Source organism: Streptomyces sp. NPDC091279 (assembly GCF_044757465.1).
Taxonomy (GTDB): Bacteria; Actinomycetota; Actinomycetes; order Streptomycetales; family Streptomycetaceae; genus Streptomyces.
On record NZ_JBIVVA010000002.1, the window covers coordinates 778,905 to 799,858 of the forward strand.

15 protein-coding genes, 1 tRNA gene and 3 pseudogenes are annotated in these 20,954 nt (G+C 70.7%); 12 read left to right on the forward strand and 7 right to left on the reverse strand.

The window, feature by feature from the left end; all coding sequences use genetic code 11:
* Window positions 1-206: 206 nt before the first annotated feature.
* The gene (locus ACIQOU_RS06955) at window positions 207-1,382 is read left to right on the forward strand and encodes an inositol-3-phosphate synthase (RefSeq protein ID WP_401534514.1); all 1,176 of its coding nucleotides are present in this window, start codon (window positions 207-209) and stop codon (window positions 1,380-1,382) included.
* Between the two features lie 172 nt (window positions 1,383-1,554).
* Entirely contained in the window at window positions 1,555-2,595 is a 1,041-nt protein-coding gene (locus tag ACIQOU_RS06960; RefSeq protein ID WP_401534515.1) for a sugar phosphate isomerase/epimerase family protein, read from the forward strand.
* 265 nt (window positions 2,596-2,860) lie between these two features.
* Here ACIQOU_RS06960 and ACIQOU_RS06965 read toward each other — a convergent pair whose 3' ends face one another.
* Window positions 2,861-3,022, reverse strand: a complete 162-nt coding sequence (locus ACIQOU_RS06965; RefSeq protein WP_401534517.1) for a hypothetical protein — start codon at window positions 3,020-3,022, stop codon at window positions 2,861-2,863.
* Between the two features lie 220 nt (window positions 3,023-3,242).
* On the opposite strand from ACIQOU_RS06965, the gene ACIQOU_RS06970 reads away from it, so the two are divergent.
* The 4 genes from ACIQOU_RS06970 (at window position 3,243) to ACIQOU_RS06985 (ending at window position 7,934) form a co-directional block, all read left to right on the forward strand.
* Window positions 3,243-3,974, forward strand: coding sequence for an EboA domain-containing protein (locus ACIQOU_RS06970; RefSeq protein WP_401534519.1), 732 nt, complete (start codon window positions 3,243-3,245; stop codon window positions 3,972-3,974).
* Window positions 3,974-4,822: a TatD family hydrolase gene (locus ACIQOU_RS06975; RefSeq protein ID WP_401534521.1), complete on the forward strand. Its 849-nt coding sequence runs from the start codon at window positions 3,974-3,976 to the stop codon at window positions 4,820-4,822. Before ACIQOU_RS06970 ends, ACIQOU_RS06975 begins: the two co-directional genes overlap by 1 nt.
* A gap of 3 nt (window positions 4,823-4,825) precedes the next feature.
* Complete coding sequence (eboE, locus tag ACIQOU_RS06980; RefSeq protein ID WP_401534522.1) at window positions 4,826-5,995, forward strand: metabolite traffic protein EboE; 1,170 nt, start codon at window positions 4,826-4,828, stop codon at window positions 5,993-5,995.
* A gap of 892 nt (window positions 5,996-6,887) precedes the next feature.
* On the forward strand, window positions 6,888-7,934 hold the full coding sequence (locus tag ACIQOU_RS06985; protein ID WP_401534523.1) for a sugar phosphate isomerase/epimerase family protein: 1,047 nt from the start codon (window positions 6,888-6,890) through the stop codon (window positions 7,932-7,934).
* Between the two features lie 72 nt (window positions 7,935-8,006).
* On the opposite strand, the gene ACIQOU_RS06990 is transcribed toward ACIQOU_RS06985, so the two are convergent.
* The 5 genes from ACIQOU_RS06990 to ACIQOU_RS07010 form a co-directional block, all read right to left on the reverse strand.
* Window positions 8,007-9,416 (reverse strand): OFA family MFS transporter, encoded by a 1,410-nt coding sequence (locus ACIQOU_RS06990; protein WP_401534526.1) that lies wholly within the window; start codon window positions 9,414-9,416, stop codon window positions 8,007-8,009.
* A gap of 1 nt (window position 9,417) precedes the next feature.
* Window positions 9,418-10,797: an MFS transporter gene (locus tag ACIQOU_RS06995; RefSeq protein WP_401534527.1), complete on the reverse strand. Its 1,380-nt coding sequence runs from the start codon at window positions 10,795-10,797 to the stop codon at window positions 9,418-9,420.
* Between the two features lie 115 nt (window positions 10,798-10,912).
* On the reverse strand, window positions 10,913-13,057 hold the full coding sequence (locus tag ACIQOU_RS07000; protein WP_401534529.1) for an acetate--CoA ligase family protein: 2,145 nt from the start codon (window positions 13,055-13,057) through the stop codon (window positions 10,913-10,915).
* 4 nt (window positions 13,058-13,061) lie between these two features.
* Window positions 13,062-14,303 (reverse strand): formyl-CoA transferase, encoded by a 1,242-nt coding sequence (frc, locus tag ACIQOU_RS07005; protein ID WP_401534531.1) that lies wholly within the window; start codon window positions 14,301-14,303, stop codon window positions 13,062-13,064.
* Window positions 14,304-14,313: 10 nt separating this feature from the next.
* On the reverse strand, window positions 14,314-15,996 hold the full coding sequence (locus ACIQOU_RS07010; protein WP_401534532.1) for a thiamine pyrophosphate-binding protein: 1,683 nt from the start codon (window positions 15,994-15,996) through the stop codon (window positions 14,314-14,316).
* 143 nt (window positions 15,997-16,139) lie between these two features.
* On the opposite strand from ACIQOU_RS07010, the gene sucC reads away from it, so the two are divergent.
* From sucC to ACIQOU_RS07030, 4 genes and pseudogenes are all read left to right on the forward strand, one after another.
* Window positions 16,140-17,270 carry an ADP-forming succinate--CoA ligase subunit beta gene (gene sucC / locus ACIQOU_RS07015; RefSeq protein WP_401534533.1) on the forward strand — a complete coding sequence of 377 codons (1,131 nt, stop codon included), beginning with the start codon at window positions 16,140-16,142 and terminating at the stop codon, window positions 17,268-17,270.
* Window positions 17,271-17,284: 14 nt separating this feature from the next.
* Entirely contained in the window at window positions 17,285-18,193 is a 909-nt protein-coding gene (sucD, locus tag ACIQOU_RS07020) for a succinate--CoA ligase subunit alpha (RefSeq protein ID WP_401534535.1), read from the forward strand.
* A gap of 122 nt (window positions 18,194-18,315) precedes the next feature.
* A pseudogene (locus ACIQOU_RS07025) lies at window positions 18,316-18,725 on the forward strand (aldehyde dehydrogenase family protein); the annotation flags it as partial.
* 434 nt (window positions 18,726-19,159) lie between these two features.
* A tRNA-Leu gene (locus ACIQOU_RS07030) sits at window positions 19,160-19,247 on the forward strand.
* A 108-nt stretch (window positions 19,248-19,355) separates the two neighbouring features.
* On the opposite strand, the pseudogene ACIQOU_RS07035 reads toward ACIQOU_RS07030, so the two are convergent.
* Window positions 19,356-19,655: pseudogene (locus ACIQOU_RS07035) on the reverse strand (hydrolase); the annotation flags it as partial.
* A 51-nt stretch (window positions 19,656-19,706) separates the two neighbouring features.
* Here ACIQOU_RS07035 and ACIQOU_RS07040 point away from each other — a divergent pair.
* Window positions 19,707-19,832, forward strand: a pseudogene (locus ACIQOU_RS07040) (helix-turn-helix domain-containing protein); the annotation flags it as partial.
* Window positions 19,833-20,137: 305 nt separating this feature from the next.
* On the forward strand, window positions 20,138-20,878 hold the full coding sequence (locus ACIQOU_RS07045) for an alpha/beta hydrolase (protein WP_401534536.1): 741 nt from the start codon (window positions 20,138-20,140) through the stop codon (window positions 20,876-20,878).
* The last annotated feature ends 76 nt before the right edge of the window (window positions 20,879-20,954 follow it).

Genomic DNA, 20,954 nt, shown 5'->3' on the forward strand with positions numbered 1-20,954 from the left:
GTAGTCGCGGTCGTGGTCGCGGCTGTGCCTGTGCCCGTGTCCGGGGCTGCGACTGCGGCTGGGGCTGCGGTTCCGGCCTCCGCCTCGGCTCTGCCGGGCCACTGATCGGCGGTGGGCGGGAGACGCCGAACTCCCGCCCACCGCTCCTGGCTTGAGTCCCACGAGACCTGACTCAGGTCAGGAGCGCTCGACAAGGAGGTATGCCCATGTCCCTCACGGCGTCCGAACCGGTCTCCGCATCCGCATCCGTGTCCGTGCCCGTCTCCCCGCCTCGCGTCGGCGTATGGCTGATCGGTGCCCGTGGCTCGGTGGCCACCACGGTGGTCGCGGGCTGCGCCGCCCTCACCGCCGGTCTGCACCCACCCGTCGGACTGGTCACGGAGACCGCCGCGTTCGCGCGGTCCGGACTGCCACCCCTGTCCGCTCTCGTCTTCGGCGGACACGACACCCTCGACTGCCCCCTGCCCAAACGCGCGGAGGAACTGGCAGCAGGAGGCGTGCTCCCACCCGGCCTCCCCGCCGCCGTCACCGCCGAACTCGCCGCCGCCGAACGGGAGATCAGACCAGGAGGCCCCACCCCGGGAGACACCCGGAGCCCACGTCGACTGATCGACGCCTTCGCCACCGACATCGACGCCTTCATCCAACGGCGCGGCCTGGCACGGGCGGTGGTGGTGAACGTCGCCTCCACCGAACCCACGCCCACCGACGACACCCTCCCGCCCAGCTCCCTGTACGCGGCGGCGGCCCTGCACGCGGGCTGCCCCTACATCAACTTCACCCCCTCAACGGGACTGCACCACCGGGCACTTGTCGACCTCGCCGCCACCAGCGGACTGCCCTACGCCGGCCGCGACGGCAAGACCGGCCAGACCCTCCTGCGCTCCGCCCTGGGCCCGATGTTCAGCCAACGCGCCCTCGCGGTCCGCGCCTGGTCCGGCACCAACCTCCTCGGCGGCGGTGACGGAGCCGCCCTCGCCGACCCGGCCGCCGCCGCGGCCAAGAACACCGGCAAGGAACGCGTCCTCACCGACACCCTCGGCACCACCCCCGAGGGCCAGGTCCACATCGACGACGTCCCCGCACTCGGCGACTGGAAGACGGCCTGGGACCACATCGCCTTCGACGGCTTCCTCGGCACCCGCATGATCCTCCAGACCATCTGGCAGGGCTGCGACTCCGCCCTCGCCGCCCCCCTCGTCCTCGACCTGATCCGCCTGACCACCCGAGCCCACGAAACCGGCCTCTCCGGCCCCCTGCCCGAACTCGCCTTCTACTTCAAGGACCCGGCAGGCCAGGGCCCTTCGGCACTGGGGGAGCAGTACGGGAAACTGCTCAACTTCGGGAGACGGCTGGGGGGTTGGGCGGGGGAGGGGGCGTGAGGGGAGCGAGGGGCGTGACGGGAGTGACGGGAGTGATGGGAGTGAGGGGAGTGAGGGGCGTGAGGGGCGTGAGGGACGTGAGGGGCGTGACGGGTGTGACGGGCATGAGGGGAACGAGGAGAGCGAGGGGCGTGAGTGGAGTGACGGCCGTGAGGGTAGGAGGGGGCGTCGTATGACTTTGCCGGGTGATTTCGCGCCCTCTGGGGGCCGGCTTTCCGCTGGGGGGCTGGCCCCTGGGCTCACCTCCAGGTCTGTCCCCACGTTTCCTTCCCCCTCCCCCTCCCCCGCCCCCGCCTCCCCCTCCGCCTCCCCCTCCCCCCTCCGTCTCGCCTACGGCACCAACGGCCTGGCCGACCTCCGCCTCGACGACGCCCTCGCCCTCCTGGCCGACTTCGGCTACGACGGCGTCGGCCTGACGCTCGACCACATGCACCTCGACCCCCTGGCCGCAGACCTCCCCGCCCGCGTCCAGCACCTCACCCGCCGCCTGAACGCCCTCGGCCTGGACGTCACCATCGAAACCGGCGCCCGCTACGTGCTCGACCCGCGCCGCAAGCACGGCCCCTCCCTGCTGGACGCCGACCCCGACGACCGCGCCCGCAGAACCGACCTGCTGTCACGCGCGGTCCAGATCGCCGCCGACCTGGGTGCCCACGCCGTGCACTGCTTCAGCGGCATCACCCCCGCCGGCACCTCTCCGGACACGGCGTGGCAACGCTTGGCCGCCGCCCTCACCCCGGTCCTGGAAGCCGCCGCCACCGCAGGCGTCCCGCTGGCCATCGAACCCGAACCCGGTCACCTCCTCGCCACCCTCGCCGACTTCCACCGACTCCGCCGCACCCTCGGCGACCCCGAACACCTCGGCCTCACGCTCGACATCGGTCACTGCCAGTGCCTCGAACCCCTCTCTCCCGCCGACTGCGTACGCGCCGCCGCTCCCTGGCTGCGGCACGTCCAGATCGAGGACATGCGACGCGGCGTCCACGAGCACCTCCCGTTCGGAACCGGCGAGATCGACTTCCCGCCCGTCCTCGCGGCCCTCGCCGCCACCGGCTACCAGGGCCTCACCGGCGTCGAGTTGCCCCGCCACTCCCACGAGGGCCCGCACCAGGCCGAACGCTCCCTCCCCTTCCTCCACCAAGCCGCCGCCCAATCGCCCCCCGCCCTTCCCGCCACCCCCTCGGCCACCCCGGAAGGGAGCACCTCCCCATGACGCACTCCCACCCCACCCCAACGCCCTCGAACGAGCCCACCTCAAACGCCGAGCCCACTCCGGCGACCTGGGCCATTCCGGCGACCCGGGCCACTCCGGTCACTTCGGCCGCTCAGGCCACCCCGGTTGCTTCGGCGACCTGGGCCACTCTGGCCACCCCGGTTGCTTCGGCGACCCAGGCCACTCTGGCCACCCCGGTTACCTCGGCCGCTTCGACCACTTCAGCCGCTCTGGTTATCCCGGCCGCTTCGACCACTCGGGCCACTCAGGCTGCTCCAGTCACCTCGACCGCTCCGGCCACTTCGACCGCTCCGGCCACCCCGGCTGTCCCGGTCACCTCGGCTGTCCCGGTCACCTCGGCTGTCCCGGTCACCTCGGCTGTCCCGGTCACCTCGGCTGTCCCGGTCACCTCGGCTGTCCCGGTCACCCCGGTGGTCCCGGCCGCTTCGGCTACTCGGGCTACTCGGGCTGCTCCAGCCACCCCAGCCGCCATGGCCACCCCAGCCGTTCCGATCACCCCAGCCAACCAGGCAGCCCCGGAAACGAGGGCCACCCCGAACACCCCAGTCGCTCCCAGCACCCCGCACCAAGCGGCCCCCATCCCCGCCCCCACCGCTCTCCCCGTGCCCCCTCTCACCCCCGCCCACATGCCCCTCCCCGCCCACATGCCCCTCCCCGCCCACGTACCTCTCCCCACTCCCATACCTCCCCTTGCCCACACACCTCCCGCCGCCCTCTACAACCACCTCACCCCCCTCCTCGCCACCCCCGCCCGCACCTGGCTGGACCAGGCCCTCGGGGAAGCCGCCGACCAGCCCGGACCGCCCGGTCCCCTCCCGGTGTGGGAGGTGCGCTTCGCGGAGGCCGGACGTCGCTGCGGTCACCAACACGCCGATGCCGCCCGCGTCCTGATCCTGCACGCCGCCCGCGTCGGCACGGACACCCTCACCCGCGTCTACGCCCAGGGCACCGCCGCCGAACGCCGCGCCGTCCTGCACGCCCTGCCCCACCTGGTCGACGGCCCCGACGCGCTCCCCCTGGTCGAGGACGCCCTCCGCACCAACGACACCCGCCTGGTCGCCGCCGCCGTCGGCCCGTACGCCGCCCGGTATCTCACCTCCCCACCCTGGCGTCACGCCGTCCTGAAGTGCCTGTTCACCGGCGTGCCCGTCACCGAGGTCGCTGACCTGGAGCGCCGTGCCCGCGCCGACACCGAACTCGCCCGGATGCTCGACGATCACGCCGCCGAACGCACCGCCGCAGGACGCCCCGTGCCCGAAGACCTGTACCGCGTCCTGAGCCTCATCGACCCCACGGCCCCGCCGCCCGCGCCGACCGCCGACCACGGACCGCGCGGCACCGACGGCAAGGAGTCCTGATGCGCCTCTTCGACCCGCACATCCACATGACGTCACGGACCACCGACGACTACCGGGCCATGCACGCGGCCGGAGTCCGCGCCGTCGTCGAACCCTCCTTCTGGCTCGGCCAGCCCCGCACCTCACCCACCTCCTTCTTCGACTACTTCGACTCCCTCCTGGGCTGGGAACCCTTCCGTGCCGCCCAGTACGGCATCGCCCACCACTGCACGATCGCCCTCAACCCGAAGGAGGCGAACGACCCGCGCTGCACCCCCGTCCTCGACGAACTGCCCCGCTATCTCGTCAAGGACCAGGTCGTCGCCGTCGGGGAGATCGGCTACGACTCGATGACCCCCGCCGAGGACACCGCCCTCGCCGCCCAACTCCAACTCGCCGCCGACCACGGCCTCCCCGCGCTCGTCCACACCCCGCACCGCGACAAGTTCGCCGGGCTGCGCCGCACCCTCGACGTCGTCCGCGAGTCCGCGCTGCCCGTCTGCCGGGTCCTGGTCGACCACCTCAACGAGACCACCGTCAAAGAGGCCAAGGACAGCGGCTGTTGGCTCGGCTTCTCCGTCTATCCCGACACCAAGATGGACGAGGCACGGATGGTCGCGATCCTGCGCGCCTACGGCCCGGAACAGGTGTTGGTGAACTCCGCCGCCGACTGGGGCAGCAGCGACCCCCTCAAGACACGCCGGGTCGGTGACCTGATGCTGGCCGAGGGCTTCTCCGAGGACGACGTCGACCGGGTGCTGTGGCGCAACCCCGTCGCCTTCTACGGGCTCAGCGGCCGCCTCGCCCTGGACGTCGCCGCGACCGACGCCACCCACGAGGGCAACTCCGTGCTGCGCGGCGGGGAGTGAGCCATGCGTTTCCGGCACCCCGACGGCTCCACCGTCCACCTCGCCTACTGCACCAACGTCCACCCCGCCGAGACTCTCGACGGCGTCCTCGCCCAACTCCGCGACCACTGCGAACCCGTCCGCCGTCGCCTCGGCCGCGACCGCCTCGGCATCGGACTGTGGCTCGCCAAGGACGCCGCCCACGCCCTGGTCACCGACCCGTCCGCCCTGCGCGGCCTGCGTACCGAACTGGACCGGCGCGGCCTCGAAGTCGTCACCCTCAACGGCTTCCCCTATGAGGGCTTCGGCGCCGAGCAGGTCAAGTACCGCGTGTACCGCCCCGACTGGGCCGACCCCGAACGCCTCGACCACACCATCGCCCTGGCCCGTGTCCTCGCCCACCTCCTCCCCGACGACGTCACCGAGGGCAGCATCTCCACCCTGCCCCTCGCCTGGCGCACCGCCTACGACGACGACCGCGCCGACCTGGCCCGTGCCGCCCTCCTCACTCTCGCCGAACGCCTCGACGCCCTCCATGAACTCACCGGCCGCTCCCTCCGCGTCGGCCTGGAACCCGAACCCGGCTGCGTCATCGAGACCACCGCCGACGCCCTCGCCCCACTGACCCGCATCGCCCACCCCCGCATCGGACTGAGCGTCGACACCTGCCATCTCGCCACCTCCTTCGAAGACCCGCACACCGCCCTGGACGCCCTCACCGGCGCCGGCGTCCCCATCGTCAAGTCCCAACTGTCAGCCGCCCTGCATGCCGAACACCCTCACCTCCCCCAAGTCCGCGCGGCCCTCGCCGCCTTCGACGAACCCCGCTTCCTGCACCAGACCCGCACCGCCACCACCACGGGGCTGCACGGCACCGACGACCTCGACGAGGCGCTCACCACCGATGCCCTGCCCGACACGGCACCCTGGCGCGCTCACTTCCACGTCCCGTTGCACGCGGCCCCTGCCGCGCCCCTCACCTCCACCCTCCCCGTCCTCACCACGACTCTGACCCGGCTGGTCGGCGGCCCCCAGCCGCTCACCCACCACCTGGAGGTCGAGACCTACACCTGGCAAGCCCTCCCATCAGCCCTGCGCCCCCGGCACCGAGCCCAGCTCGCCGATGGCATCGCCGCCGAACTCGCCCTGGTCCGGGACCTGTTGACCGACCTTGGCCTGAAGGAACTCCCATGAGTGACCCCAGGCCCGACCCCTGCCCCACCCCACTCCACGCCCTCGACGCGGTCAGCCTCACCCCCTGTCCGTTCCGCAACCCCGACGACCCGCACCCCCGAAAACCGACCACCCCCCTGAACCCGGCCTGGCCCGCTCGCCGGCCGCCCCCCGACCCGAGGGCCGCCCCGCCACCCGCCCCAACGCCGCCGCCCACCCCGGCGCCTGAGCCGAGGGCCACCTCGACGCCCGCGCCAACCCCCGAGTCAGCGCCCACATCGACACACCTCGCCCGGGAGAACCTCGGCGCCAAGCGGGCAGCCCTCGTCGACCTGCCCGGCGTCGAGCAACTCCTCGGCAGCGAAGGCAAGAAGGCCCAGCGCCTCGACCACACGTGGGTCGGTGAACGTGTCACGGTGGCGCACCGCACGCCTGGTGCGGGCACTTCCACCGGCTCGACGACACCCGCACGCCCGACTACGCGCAACTCGTCGAGACCCACCGCGAACCCGACCACGACCGAACCACGACTCGGCCAAGACCCGCCCACGACCCGGTCGAACTGTTCCTGGACCCGCTCGACCCTTACGCCAAGGTCAACGCGGCCACCCCACCGGCCCGGAAGAAACTCGGCCCCCGCTATCGCAGGACGGCCGTACCCCCGGCCCCGTCACCTATTCGCGGCAGCCAAGGCCACCTTCCGGCGAGCGACGACGACCGTCCGCTCCTCATCTGCTCCACCTCCCCCGTGCGGTCGGCGACCACGTCGCGGCCCCGACCTGATGTCACTCCAGGCCCCAGCCCAGGCTCAACCCAGGCCTCACTCCAGCTCCAACTGGCCGGTCCGTTCCGACTGGTCACCAGTGAAGCACCCACCACTGACAACGGCCCGAGATCCCAGGGAGTTCCAGACATGAGCCGCATTTCGCAGCCCGACCCCGAACTCACCCACCGCATCGGCAGACGCGGCATGCTCGGCGTGGCCGCAGGCGCCACCGCGGCCGCCCTGCTGGGCGCCGTGGCCACCCCCGCGACCGCCGCCACCACCCCGTCGACCGCCGGACACGGCCACGACCGGGGCCGTCCCGTCCTGCCGCCCGGCCGGCTCGGCATCCAGCTGTACAGCCTGCGCGACAAGGTCGCCACGCTCGGTTTCGCCCCCGTCTTCGCCGAGTTGGAGAGGTACGGGTACGACGAGGTCGAGTTCGCCGGATACACCCAGGGCTCCGCAGGGCCCATCACCCTCGCCCGGCTCCGCAGGCTGGCCCGCGACCACGGCCTCCACCCGATCGGCAGCCACGTCGGCTACTACTCCGACGACCCGAACGCCTACACGTTCGCCCAGAACCTCACCCGGGTCCTCGACGACGCCCAGGCCCTCGGCCTCCAGCACATCGGCACCGCATCAGGACCGTTCCGTTACGGCGACACGGTCGACGCGTGGAAACGTGCCGCGGCCGAGTTCAACACCTACGGCGCGGCGGCCGGGGCGCGGGGCATGAAGTTCTACCAGCACAACCACTCCGACGAGTTCGGCTTCGCCAGTGACAACCCCAAGGTCCGGCTCTACGACGTCCTGCTCGCCGAGACCGACCCCGACCTGGTGTTCCTGGAGATGGACATCTTCTGGGCGTACGCGGGCCAGTTCCGTTTCTCCACGCGCCCCGACGGCACGCCCGCGCCGTTCGAACCGATCCACTACGTTCTGCGCCAACCCCACCGCTACCCGCTCTTCCACGTGAAGGACGGTGTCAGCGACCCGCAGAATCCGTTCGGCTATCAGATGGTCGACGTCGGTGACGGCGACATCGACTACCGGAAGTTCATCACCGCGGTGAACCGGCTGCGCGGCGAACGCCTGGCCCACCACTGGCAGACCGAGCACGACCTGCCCGCCGACTCCCTCCGCTTCGCGCGCCGTTCCAGCGCCTATCTGCACACGCTCCGCGAGAAGCACTGAAGGCCCCGCACACGTGAGGAGGCCCTCCCCGACCAGGGGGAGGGCCTCCTCACGCGCGCGTGCGGGACGCGCTCAGCCGGTCGTCTGCGGCTGCGGAACCGGTGTCGTCTTCGGGCCCCGGCCGGGCTGCCGCAGCAGCAGCGTGATGCCCGCCGCGACCATCGAGACGACCCCGGCCAGCACATAGGCGCCGTTGTAGCCCCAGGCCGCGACGACCATGGAACCGAGGCCGCCGCCGAACAGGCCGCTGATCAGCTTGCCGCTGTAGACCAGGCCGTAGTTGGAGGCGTTGTAGTTCTCCCCGAAGTAGTCCGGCGTCAGCGCCGCGAACATCGGGTAAAATGCGCCGCCGCCGAACCCGGACAGGAACGCGAAGAACAGGAACAACGACTCGCTCTTCAGGTCACCCGCCAGGATCACGCCGAACTGGGCGAGCCCCAGCACCACGATGACGAACACCAGGGTCGACTTGCGGCCCCACCTGTCCGACAGCCAGCCCACCACACCGCGCCCGATGCCGTTGATGACGGCCATGACGCCCATCGACGAGGCGGCCACCAGCGGGCCGAAACCGACCTCCTTGGCGTAGTCGACCTGGAAGGAGATCCCGAAGATCGACACGCCGGCGGTCAACACGATGGCCAGCCACATCAGCGGCAGCATGCCCGTCCTGACGGCCTCCTTCGGCGTGTACTGCCGTGCGGCCGGGGGGTTCTTGGCGAGGCTCGCCGCGTTCTTCGCGTCACCGGAGAACGTCAGTGGATCGATGTCCGCGGGCCACCAGTTCTTGGGCGGGTCCTTGAAGAAGAACGCGCACCCGAACACCACGATCAGGATGTAGATGCCGATCAGATCCAGGACCCGGTGGTAATTCGCGGTGTCGAACGCGTAGTTGAAGATGAAGATGAACGGCAGCGACCCATACGCGAAGCCGCCGTTGACGAAACCCGTGCGGGCGCCCCGACGTTCGGGGAACCACTTGCCGACCATGTTGATGCAGGTCGCGTAGACCAGACCGGCGCCGACACCGCCGACCACCCCGAAGCCGATGATGGCCAGCCACACGTTGCTCAGATGCGACAGGGCCGCGAACCCGACCAGGCACATCGCGGAGCCGATGAACATGGCCCTGCGGGCCGTCAGGAGGCCCTTCTCGCGCAGCCAGCCCGCCGGGAAGGCGATACCGGCCTGGAAGAACACCCAGACGCTCAGAATCCAGAAGGTGTTGCTCTGCGTCCAGCCGTGCGCGTGGGACAGGGTGTCCTCCGCCGAGCCGTACGCGTATTCGAAGACGCTGATGGCCATCATGGCCAGCCAGGGGAGGTACACCATGATCTTGCGGGAGTGACCGAGGATGTCCCGGTCACTTTCGCCGACGCGGTACACGCGACCTCGTGGGTCGGTCACTTCACGGTAGGGACGACGGTTCGCGGCGTCAGGGCCTGCCGACGTCTGGCCGGCTGCGATGGGGTCCACGGTCATGTCAGGCCATCTCCTCGCCGAGCGGTTGCGGATTGGGGACGATGCGCCGGACCCTCATTCGGCCCGGGGATATCAGGAAGAGCGCCGGCACGGCACACGCCAGCCCGGCGGAACCCGCCAGCACGAGCGCGCCGTGACAGCTCCACGCGCCCCCGGCCACGGCCGCGCCCAGGCCCACGCCGACAGGCCCGGAGACCAGCGTCGAACTGTGGACCAGGCCGTAGTGGGAGGCGTTGTCGTTCTCGCCGAAGAAGTCCGCCGTCATCGCCGCGCACAGCGGGAACACCGCCGCACCGCCGAGCCCGCAGACCAGGAACCAGAACAGGAGGAACGGTTCGCTGCCCCGTTCCCCCGCCACCAGCACACCGAACTGCGCGGTGCCCAGCACGACGCAGGCGAGGACCAGCGCGTTGCGCCGCCCGTAGCGGTCCGAGAGCCTCCCGACGGCGCCGAGGCCGACGCCGTTGACGAGCGCCATGAAGGCGACAGCCGTGCCGAGCGTCCCGCGCGGGAAGCCCAGGTCTTCGGCGAACGACATCTGGACGACGACTCCGAAGACGTTCACTCCGGCCGTGCCCAGCAGACAGAGCCACATCAGCCACAGGACGGGCGTGCGCGCGGCTTCTTGAGAAGTGTGCTGTTTCGCGGCGGGCGGGTTCCTCTCCAGAGCCCGGCGGATCGTCGGGTCGACCGGCCTGCGCAGCGGGTCGACGTGGTCGGGCCACCAGTTCTTCGGCGGGTCCTGGAGAAGCCGACCGGCCGACGCCACCACCAGACACAGCCCCACACCCACGGCCACGCAGACGGCCTGATGGCGAGCCAGATCCACGGACGCGGCGAACAGGAACAGGAAGGGCGCGGACCCGACGGCGAAGCCGCCGCTGACGAGGCCCGTCCGGCCGCCCTTGCGCTCCGGACACCACGTGCCGACCAAGCTCACACAGGTCACCTGGACGAGCCCGGCGCCGAGACCACCGCACACGGCGAACCCGAAGGAGCCCACGCGCGTGCCGGGCAGAGCGGCCAGGAAGAGCCATCCCGTCAACGGGGCACAGGCGCCGATCAGCAGAGCCGTACGGGCGGTCAGTCGGCCGTTGACCCGCAGCCGCCCGGCAGGGAGGGCCACGGCCGCCTGCAAGCACATCCAGACGCCCAGCAGCCGGAAGACGTGCTCGTCGCTCCACACGTGCGCCCCGCCCGCCGCGGCGAACGCGCACGCGGCGGCACCCGCGCTTGTCATGGCCACCCAGGGCAGAACGACCATCCACGCGCGCGTGCGGCCCATGAGGTCCACATCGGACTCGCCGACCCGGTACCCGCGTCCGTTGCGGTCCGTCACTTCTCGAAAGGGAACGGGTAAGGAACAGTCCGTAGTTGTCATCGTGCAGCACCCCTTGCATCGAAAGTTCTGGCCAGCGCCCCCTGTCCAATGCCTTTCGTGCACACCCGGGTCCCGGGTCCGGCCGCACACCGTCGGCCGGACCCTCGCCCTCACCTCATGAACCGCCTCCCAGCAGCCGCGCCGCACGCGCCCAGCGGTACTTCGCGCCGAGCACGTCCACCGGCCGCTCGGTCGTGTACGGGTACGCCACGACTCCACGCTCGTAGAGGTACTGGCAGGCCTCCTCGACCTCGACATCGCCCGCGAGAGACGCCACCACGGGCTTCTCGATGCCCCGCTCCCGGAATTCGGCCACCACGCGCGCGGTCAGCTCCGCGAAGACCATCGGGGGCGTGACGATGGTGTGCCAGTAGCCCAGGACGAGCGCGTGGACGCGCGGGTCCTCAAGCCCCAGCCGGATCGTCGCCTCGTACGTCGACGGCGGCTCGCCCCCGGTGATGTCGACGGGATTCCCGGCGGCCCCGAAGGGCGGGATGAACGCGCGGAAGGCCGCGTCCAGGTCCGGCGGGATCTCCATCAGGGACAGGCCGTTGTCGGTCACCGCGTCCGACAAAAGCACACCGCTGCCGCCGGCCCCGGTGATGATGACGACGTTGTCACCCTGCGGAGTGGGAAGGACCGGCAACGCGCGCGCGTACTCCAGCATGTCGTTCAGACCCGCCGCGCGGATCACCCCGGCCTGCTTCAGGATGTCGTCGTAGACGGCGTCGTCGCCCGCCAACGCCCCGGTGTGCGAGCCGGCCGCCTTCGCACCCGCCGCCGTGCGGCCCGCCTTCAGCACCACGACCGGCTTCTTCGGCACCGTCTCCCGCGCGGCCGCCACGAACGCGCGCCCGTCCTTGAGGTCCTCCAGATGCATCGCGATGCAGTCGGTGTGCGGGTCCTCGCCGAACCAGGTCAGCAGATCGTCCTCGTCCAGGTCCGACTTGTTGCCCAGTCCCACGATCGCCGACACGCCCGTCCTGGTGGTGCGCGCGAAGCCCAGGATGGCCATCCCGATCCCGCCGGACTGCGAGGTCAGCGCGACGCCGCCCTTGACGTCGTACGGCGTGCAGAACGTGGCGCACAGGTCGTGCCAGGTGGAGTAGTAGCCGTAGATGTTCGGCCCCAGGAGCCGGACGCCGTACCGCTCGGCGATCGCCACGATCTCGTCCTGGAGCGCGTGTTCGCCGGTCTCAGCGAACCCGGAGGGGATCAGCACGGCGTTGGGGATCTTCTTGCGCCCGACCTCCTCCAGAGCGGCGGCCACGAACCGCGCGGGGATCGCGAACACCGCGACATCCACCTCGCCGGGGACATCGGTGACACTCTTGTACGCCTTGCGGCCCAGAATGTCGTCGGCCTTCGGGTTCACCGGATGGATCTCCCCGGCGAAGCCCCCGTCGACGAGGTTGCGCATCACCGAATTGCCGATCTTGCCCTGCTCGTTGGAGGCACCGATCACGGCGACCGACGAGGGCTGCATCAGGCGGCGCATCGAGGTGAGGATCTCCTCGCGCGCGTACCGGCGCCGTACCGGTGGCTGCCGGTCGGCGAGGATCACGCGGATGTCGGCGGCGACGGCACCCCCAGGGGTCGCGATCACCGGGTTGAGGTCGACCTCCGCGATCTCCGGGAAGTCCGTGACCAGTTGGGACACCCGCCGGATCTGCTCGGCGACCGCCCACCGGTCCACCCCCGCCTGCCCGCGCACCCCGCGCAGGATCTCCGCCGACCTGATCGACTCCAGCATCGACAGCGCCTCGTCGGAACTCACCGGCGCCAGCCGGAACGTGACGTCCTTGAGGACCTCGACGAGCACCCCGCCGAGCCCGAACGCCACGATCTTCCCGAACGTCGGATCGGTGACGGCCCCGACGATGACCTCCTGCCCCTGCGGCAGCAACTCCTGGATCTGCACGCCCTCGATCCGCGCGGCGGCGTCGTACGCGCGCGCGTTCTCGACGATCCGGTGGAACGCGGCCCGCACGTCGGTTGCGCCCTCGACACCGACGACCACCCCGCCCGCGTCGGTCTTGTGCAGGATGTCCGGCGAGACGATCTTCATCACGACGGGCCCGCCGAAGCGTGCCGCGTGTGCTACCGTCTCGTCGACGTCGGTCGCCAACTCCTCGCCCGGTACGGCGATCCCGTAGGCATCGGCGATGATCTTGCCCTCGGGCGCGGTGAGCGCGGAGCGGCCCTCGGCCCGCACGGCGTCCAGGAGCGAACGCACCCTCAGTTCCCGGTCTTCGGCCATCACGTCAGATCACTCCGTTCGACTTGAGCAGGCGCAGCTCCTCGTCGCCGAGCCCCAGCTCGCCGATGTAGACGGCTTCGTTGTGCTCGCCCAGCAGCGGCGAACTGGTCACGTCCACGGGGGAGTCGGAGAGCTTGAGCGGGCTGCCGACGGTCACGAACTCGCCCCGCTCGGGGTGCGGCACGGTGACGACCATCTCGTTGGCGACCAGTGACGCGTCCTCGATGATCTCCCTGGTCGACAGGATCGGCCCGCACGGGATGTTGTGGGCGTTGAGCTTCTCCAGCACCTGCCACTTGGGCAGCGTCGAGGACCACTCCTCGATCAGCTGGAACATCTTGCCGAGCTTCGGCAGCCGGGTCTCCGGCGTCGCCCACTCGGGGTCCTCGGCCAGCTCGGGCCGGCCGATCAGCTCGGTCAGCGGCCGCCAGCCGACGGGCTGCACGATGACGTACACGTAGTCGTTGGGGCCGCCCGGCGCGCACTTGACGGCCCAGCCGGGCTGGCCGCCGCCGGACGCGTTCCCGGACCGGGGAACTTCGTCGCCGAAGTCGTCGTTGGGATATTCAGCGAGTGGGCCATGGGCCAGGCGCTGCTGGTCGCGCAACTTCACCCGGCAGAGGTTGAGCACCGCGTGCTGCATGGCCACGTTCACCCGCTGACCGCGCCCGGTGTGCTCGCGCTGGAACAGCGCCGCGAGTATCCCCGCCACGGCGTGGACGCCCGTGCCCGAGTCCCCGATCTGGGCCCCCGTCGCCAGCGGCGGCCCGTCCTGGAAACCGGTCGTCGCCATCGACCCGCCCATGGCCTGCGCGACCACCTCGTACGCCTTGAAGTTGGTGTACGGGCCGTCCCCGAACCCCTTGATGGAGGCATAGACGATCCGCGGATTGATCTCCTGGATGCGGTCCCAGGTGAAGCCCATACGGTCGACCGCGCCCGGTCCGAAGTTCTCGACCATGACGTCGGAGCGCCGGATCAGCTCGGTGAGGATCTCCTTGCCGCGCTCGGTCTTGGTGTTGAGGGTGATGCTCCGCTTGTTGCAGTTGAGCATCGTGAAGTAGAGGGAGTCCACGTCCGGGAGGTCGCGCAGCTGCTTGCGCGTGATGTCACCGGTCGGTGCCTCCAGCTTGACGACATCCGCGCCGAGCCAGGCGAGCAGTTGCGTCGCCGAGGGTCCGGACTGGACGTGCGTCATGTCGAGGACGCGGATTCCTTCGAGTGCCTTGGCCGACGTACCGGACATGAAGGTCACCTCACTTGTACATCGTCTGGTTCATGGTTCCGGGGGCGTACGCGTCCGGGTCGACCCAGACGTTGATCAGCGACGGCTTGCCGGACTCGCGGGCCCGCTGGAGCGCGGGGGCGATGTCGGCGGGGTCGCGGACCTCCTCGCCGTAACCGCCCAGCATCTGGGCGAACTTGTCGTAGTGGACGTCGCCGAGGGTGTTGCCGACCCGCTCGCGCTCCTGGCCGTACTTGGCGGCCTGGCCGTAACGGATCTGGTTCATGGAGGAGTTGTTGCCGACGATGCCGACGAAGGGGAGGTCGTAGCGGACGAGGGTCTCGAAGTCCCAGCCGGTGAGGGAGAAGGCGCCGTCGCCGAAGAGGGCGACGACCTCCTTGTCGGGGCGTGCCTGCTTGGCGGCCAGCACGAAGGGGACGCCGACGCCGAGGGTGCCGAGCGGGCCCGGGTCCATCCAGTGCCCGGGCGACTTGGGCTGGACGACCTGCCCGGAGAAGGTGACGATGTCGCCGCCGTCACCGATGTAGAGGGAGTCCTCGGTGAGGAAGTCGTTGATCTCGCTGACCAGCCGGTAGGGGTGGATGGGGGAGGCGTTGGACTTCAGGCTGGGCAGCCGCTTCTCCAGTGCGGTCTGTTCGACGGCGCGTAGCTCGTCGAGCCATTCCTTGCGTCGGCCCGCACCGCCGTTGATGCGCCCGGAGGCGGCCTCGGCCACCGATTTCAGCACCAGGCCGGGGTCGCCGACGATGCCGAGGTCGATGTCGCGGTTCTTGCCGACGGTGCGGTAGTCGAGGTCGATCTGTACGACCGTCGCGTCCGGTGAGAGCCGCTTGCCGTAGCCCATGCGGAAGTCGAAGGGGGTGCCGACGATGACGATGACGTCGGCGTGCGAGAAGGCGTACCGGCGCGACAGCTGGAAGTGGTGCGGGTCGCCGGGCGGGAGGGTGCCGCGTCCGGCGCCGTTCATGTAGGCGGGGACATTCAGGGTGCGGACGAGGTCGACGGCGGACTCGGTGCCCCGGGTCGTCCACACCTGGCTGCCGAGCAGGATGGCCGGCTTCTCCGCGTGCACCAGCAGGTCGGCGAGCTTCTCGACGGCGTCGGGGTCGCCCGGGGACCGGGTCGAGGCGCGGTAGGCGCCCTGGCGCGGCACGCGCGCGGTGGCGGCCGGGACCTTGGCGTCCAGCACGTCACGGGGGATCTCCAGGAAGGCGGGTCCCGGCGCGCCGTGGTAGCACTCGCGGAACGCCATGGACACCATGTCGGCGGCCCGGGCGGTGTCCGGGACGGTCGCGGCGAACTTGGTGATCGGCGTCATCATGTCGACGTGCGGGAGGTCCTGGAGGGAGCCCATCTTGTGCTGGGTGTGGGCCCCTTGGCCGCCGATGAGCAGCATCGGTGACTCCGCGCGGAAGGCGTTGGCCACGCCGGTGACGGCGTCGGTGGTGCCGGGTCCGGCGGTGACGACGGCGCAGCCGGGCTTGCCGGTGATGCGGGCGTACCCGTCGGCGGCGTGGGCGGCGACCTGTTCGTGGCGGACGTCGACGACCTCGATGCCCTCGTCGACGCAGCCGTCGTAGATGTCGATGATGTGGCCGCCGCACAGGGTGTAGATGCGGTCGACCCCCTCGGCCTTGAGTGCCTTGGCAACGAGATGACCACCGGAAATGACGTCTTGAGTGTCGTCGGACATGGCGAAGTCCTGTCCCTTCGTAGGGGGTTGGAACGCTCTCTCCGTACATTGCATACAGTCGACGAATACTGTATGAACCTTGTTATCCCGCATCCGTCAGGTCGTGTCCAGAGGCGTGCGGCACTTTTCAGACAGGAGCCGAGATGGACCTGTACGAGCACCAGGCAAGGGAACTCTTCGAGGAACACGGCATCGCGGTACCGAGGGCCGAGGTCACCGACTCGCCCGCGAAGGCCCGCGAGATCGCCCGCCGGCTGGGCGGCAAGACCGTGGTCAAAGCACAGGTGAAGGTCGGAGGGCGGGGCAGGGCGGGCGGCGTCAGGATCGCCGCCGACCCGGCCGCCGCCTACCTGACGGCACGTCAGATACTCGGCATGGACATCAAGGGACACCCGGTCGACACGGTGATGTTGGCCGAACCAGTCGACATCGAGAGCGAGTTCTACGTCTCCTACGTCCTCGACCGCGCGTCCGGCACCTTCCTCGCGATCGCCTCCGCCGAGGGCGGCATGGACATCGAGGAGGCCGCCGCGACCCGCCCCGAGACCGTGGCCCGCGTCCCCGTCGACCCCGCCGAGGGCGTCACCCCGGCCAAGGCGGCCGAGATCGCCGAGGCGGCCGCACTGCCGCCGGAGACCGTCGACGTCCTGGTCCGGCTCTGGCAGGTCCTCGTCCGCGAGGACGCCCTCCTCGTCGAGGTCAACCCGCTCGTACGCACCCGGCAGGGCCGCGTCCTCGCCCTCGACGGCAAGGTCACCCTCGACGACAACGCCCGCTTCCGCCAGACACGTTGGGATGACGCCGACGCGGAGCGCGCCGATCCGCTGGAGGCCCGGGCCGCCGCCAAAGGCCTCACCTACGTGAAGCTCGACGGCGAGGTGGGCGTCATCGGCAACGGCGCGGGACTCGTGATGGCCACCCTCGACGTGGTCGCCGGCTGCGGCGCCCGCCCCGCCAACTTCCTCGACCTCGGCGGCGGCGCCTCCGCGCAGGTCATGGCGGACGGCCTCGCCGTCATCCTCTCCGACCCCGACGTCCGGTCCGTCCTCGTCAACGTCTTCGGCGGGATCACCGCCTGCGACAAGGTCGCCGACGGCATCGTCCGGGCCCTGGACACCGTACGGCTCACCAAGCCGCTCGTCGTCCGCCTCGACGGCAACAACGCCGAGCGCGGCCGGGCCGTCCTCGCCGACCACGCCCACCCGCTGGTCCAGCAGGCCACCACCATGGACGGCGCCGCCCGCCGGGCCGCCCGACTCGCCACCAACGCCTAGGGAGACGGGACGACATGGCCATCTACCTCGCCAAGGAGAGCAAGATCCTCGTCCAAGGCATGACAGGCGGCGAGGGCATGAAACACACCCGGCGCATGCTCGCCGCCGGCACGGACGTCGTCGGCGGCGTCAACCCGCGCAAGGCGGGCCGCACCGTCGACTTCGACGACCGCTCCGTCCCCGTCTTCCGCACCGTGCGCGACGGCATCGAGGCCACCGGCGCCGATGTCAGCGTCGTCTTCGTGCCGCCCGCCTTCGCCAAAGAGGCCGTCATCGAGGCCGCGGACGCCGGGATCGGCCTCGCCGTCGTCATCACCGAGGGCATCCCCGTCCACGACTCCGTCGCCTTCCACGCGCACGCGAAAGCCCGCGGCACGCGCGTGATCGGCCCCAACTGCCCCGGCCTGATCACCCCCGGCCAGTCCAACGCGGGCATCATCCCGGCCGACATCACCCGAACCGGACGCATCGGCCTGGTCTCGAAATCGGGCACCCTCACCTACCAACTCATGCACGAACTGCGCGACATCGGCTTCTCCACCTGCGTCGGCATGGGCGGCGACCCCGTCGTCGGCACCACCCACATCGACTGCCTCGCCGCCTTCGAGGCCGACCCCGACACCGAACTCGTCGTCCTCATCGGCGAGATCGGCGGCGACGCGGAGGAGCGCGCCGCCGCGTACATCCGCGCCCACGTCACCAAGCCGGTCGTCGGCTACATCGCCGGTTTCACCGCGCCGGACGGCAGGACGATGGGCCACGCCGGTGCGATCGTCTCCGGTTCCACGGGCACCGCGCGAGCCAAGAAGGAGGCCCTGGAAGCCGTCGGCGTACAGGTCGGCCGGACCCCGACCGAGACAGCGAAGCTCGTACGCGAACGTCTCGAACCCCCCGAACGAGGGAGCAGCACCGCCACCGATTGACGGCAACGGCGATCAGCACCTCCTCGACATCCCCGCACCGCCCCTCCACGCGCGCGTAACGGCCCTGCACTCCCCGCCCCCGCCTGCACACGGAGAGCAGAGCAGACGACGGCCACCCTCACGCCCTCGTCGAGCACCGCGATCTCCTCGCGCCGCTCGTGGTCTGGGAGATCGGCAAGCCCTGGCGGCTGGCGCGGGCTGACGTGGACGTCGACGGGAACGGGCCGAAGATCGTCGGCCGGGCCCGCTGGACGGCCCGGTGTCGAACTTCGCGAGCTGGAACTATCCGGCGAGCGTGCTCGTTCACTGATTACTGGTACAGGCATGGGCGGGCAACGCGGTGATCGCCAAGACCCCGACCGACGGTGGTCCCGCGTCCCTCATCCTGGCCAGTGCGCTCGCCGCCCGCGAGGGAATTCCGGTGACCCTCGTCAGCGACAGCGGGCGCGAACTGTCCCGGGCGCTGGTGCGGGCGCCCGAGATCGGTTGCGTCTCCTTCGCAGGCGACCGCGACACCGGTGCCGCGGTCGCCGATGGCGACGTCGTCCTGCTGCACCGCGCCGACCCGGGACCACGCCCGCTTCCTGCCCGGCCAGGAAACGTCGGCCTACGTCCAGCCCCTCACCTTCTCAACCCACCCCGCTCATGCCATGCCGGACGATCAGTCCCGACCACGGCCCGGCGGCACCCCGGCACAAGAACAACGTCGAGCCGACGCCTCTCCCCTCACCGCCTGGGCGAGGAAACGGCGGCCGCGCTGGTCCGTGCGGCGCAGGTACCCCAGGCCGAGGAATACACCTAGGAGTGATGGAGAAGTCACCCCAGGTGATCGGCCGCGAGTGCTCGCCCGCACCCCGCCGCACCCCCGCCCACGGGACGGATATGCAGGTGAAAGGCGCTCCGAAAGCTTGGTATTGTTGTCCATGTCGCCGCGGGGAACACCCCCGGCCAGGCGACAGACACCTAGTCCGGGTGGCGGAATGGCAGACGCGCTAGCTTGAGGTGCTAGTGCCCTTTAACGGGCGTGGGGGTTCAAGTCCCCCCTCGGACACCAGCTGAGACCCCACTTCATGTGGGGTCTCTTGCGTTCCAGGGCTCTGGTGTGACCGATCATGTGGCCAGCTTTCAGCAAGGAAGTACCACGTGCCGTTCTCCCGGCAGGTCAGCCGTGCATCGCCACGCGGTACAGAGCCGCGAGGGCGTCGTCGATGGGGTGGAGCTGCGGCTTGCCGGAGGGGGCAAGCCTGTTCCACCGCTGGAGGTTCACGGCGAGGGACAGTTGCCGCTTGCCGTCGGCACCGGTCATGGCCGGCGTGCCACCGCCCCAGACCGTGCCGCCATGGCCCCAGAAGATGTCTTGGCCGGGGCCTTCCATCGGGTGCAGGCCGAGGCCGTAGTCGATCGTCCTGCCCTCTTGGGAGACGACCGGGACGGTGCGTTGCATCTGCGCCAGCGAAGAGGGGCGGGCCGAAGGCGTTGGGCGACCGAAGAGATCCTGGACGCGGCGGCGGAGCTGCTGCGCACGAGCGGCGCGGATTCGTTCAGCGTGCGCAAGCTGGCCGTGGTCCTCGGGACCGATTCCTCCAGCCTCTACCGGCACTTCCGGAGCAAGACCGAACTGCTGCGCGCGGTCGCCGACCCTGAACGCTTCCCGACCCTGGCCCACTTCGCGCGCGACATCCGCCCCCTCGGAGAGGATCGCGGTGCCGCGGAGGACCCAGGCACCCCCAGTGTCCCGACGGCCGATCCGGCCACTCACGCCCCGCAAAAACCCGTTGGCTGCCAGGATCAGCCCTGCTACCTTTCCGGAGGCCGTGCGGGAGATCGAGGAGGTGGTATCCGTGAGCGTTGTATCGACATGGGTGCTCTCCTCCGGGGTCATGGTCGGGCGGTAGGTGGGTCGTCCGGGAGCGCCGTTCCAGTGCACTTCCGAAAGGCACGACCATGCGTTTCACTGACGAGCAGCGCCTCGACGACGGCGTCCTCGAACGCGAATTCACCCTCGGCGAGATCCCCGGCATCCTGTGGACGCCCGCATCCGCCCCCGCGTCGACACCGGCGCCGCTGATCCTGCTCGGGCAACCTCCGCTCGGGCTGCGCCGGATGTACCCCCGGCTGGTGGGCCGGGCCCGGCGTGCCGCAGCGGACGGTTTCGCCACGGCCACCATCGAGCTTCCCGGCAGCGGCGACCGGCCCCGTTGGCCCGCCGTCGAGCAGGCCCGCGCCGACCTGCGCCGGGCGATCGAAGCCGGTGAGCCGGTCGGCGGCGAGATCGTCGACGCCCTCGTCCTCCCGCTGATCGGCCAGGCGGTGCCGGAATGGCAGGCCGCCCTGGACGCCCTCCTCGCACTGCCCGAAATCGGCGGCCCGGTCGGATACTCGGGGGGCCTGATCTCCCTCGGCATCCGGCTGGCGAGGGTCGAGCCCCGCATCTCGGCCGCCGTGCTGTTCGCGGGGAGTTTCGTGCCGCGCGCCCTGTTCGAGGAGGCCCGGCAGATCACCGTTCCCCTGCATGTGCTGTTGCAGTGGGACGACGAGGGCAACGACCGGCAGGCGGCCCTGGACCTCTTCGACGCCTTCGGGTCCGAGGAGAAGTCCCTGCACGCGCATCTCGGTGGGCACACCGGCGTCCCGGAGTCCGCGGGGGAGGGCGCGGCGCAGTTCTTCGCCCGCCATCTGAAGTGAGGCCGGGCCGGCGGACCGGCGACGGACGGTAGCCGCCGCCGGTCCGCACCCCGGCGCACCAGGTCGGCCAGCCCTC